This window comes from Microbispora amethystogenes (genome assembly GCF_016863015.1).
GTDB classification, from domain to species: domain Bacteria; phylum Actinomycetota; class Actinomycetes; order Streptosporangiales; family Streptosporangiaceae; genus Microbispora; species Microbispora amethystogenes.
In genome coordinates this window covers 1-974 of the sequence record NZ_BOOB01000135.1, presented here as the reverse complement: position 1 = coordinate 974, position 974 = coordinate 1, and the positions used below count along the sequence as shown (strand labels likewise).

The 974-nt window shown below is 67.4% G+C and carries 1 protein-coding gene; it reads right to left on the bottom strand.

Going from position 1 to position 974, the window contains the following annotated elements; genetic code table 11:
- On the bottom strand, positions 1-974 hold a 974-nt coding region (locus Mam01_RS36035), incomplete at both ends, for an ABC transporter substrate-binding protein (RefSeq protein WP_204289690.1).

Genomic DNA, 974 nt, shown 5'->3' with positions numbered 1-974 from the left:
CAGGTACTTGTCGGCGTTGTCCTTGGTGACGGTCTCCGACGTCAGCGTGATGGACTGCGGCACCTGCTGCTCCAGCAGGTCGCTCATGCCCTTGCCCTGCGCGATGAGCCGGGCGATCTTGATCGCCGAGGCGGCCATCGTCGGGCTGTAGGTCACCGTCGCCTTCAGCACACCGCTGTCGGCCTTGATGTCACGCATCGCGTTCGCCGAACCGGCGCCGCCGACCATGAAGAACTCGCTGCGCCCGGCCTCGTTGATCGCCGCGAGCACACCGATGCCCTGGTCGTCGTCGTGGTTCCAGATCGCGTCGATCTTCTTGTGCGCCTGCAGCAGGTTGCTCGCCACCTGCGTGCCCGACTCCACCGTGAACTTCGCGTCCTGCTTCGCCGTCACCTTGAACCCATAGGTCTTCAGCGCGTCCTCGAAGCCCTTGCTGCGGTCCTGGGTCAGCGGCAGCGTCGCGATGCCCTGGATCTCCAGGATCACCGGGTCGGCCACGCCCTTGTCCTTCAGCGTCTTGCCGATGAAGTGACCCGCGGCCACGCCCATGCCGTAGTTGTCGCCGCCGATCCAGGTCCGGTACGACAGCTTGTCGGGGAACACCCGGTCCAGGTTGATCACCGGGATGCCGGCGTCCATCGCCTGACGGGCGACCTGGTTGAGCTGCTCACCGTCGTTGGGCAGGATCACCAGCGCGTTGACCTTGGCCTGGATCAGCGACTCCACCGCGGAGATCTGCTGGTTGATGTCGTTGGTCGGCTCGACCGCCTTGAGCTCCACATCGGAGTACTGCTTGGCGGCGTCGGCGGCGTTCTTGCTGATCGCGGCGATCCAGCCGTGGTCGGCGGCCGGAGCCGAGAAACCGATGACGACCTTGTCGCCGGGGGCGTCGTTACCGCCGGTGGCCGCCGCGGCCGGAGCCGCCGCCGGAGCGCTGGCCTGCGCGGCCGGCTCGTTGCTGGTGCAGGCGGTGG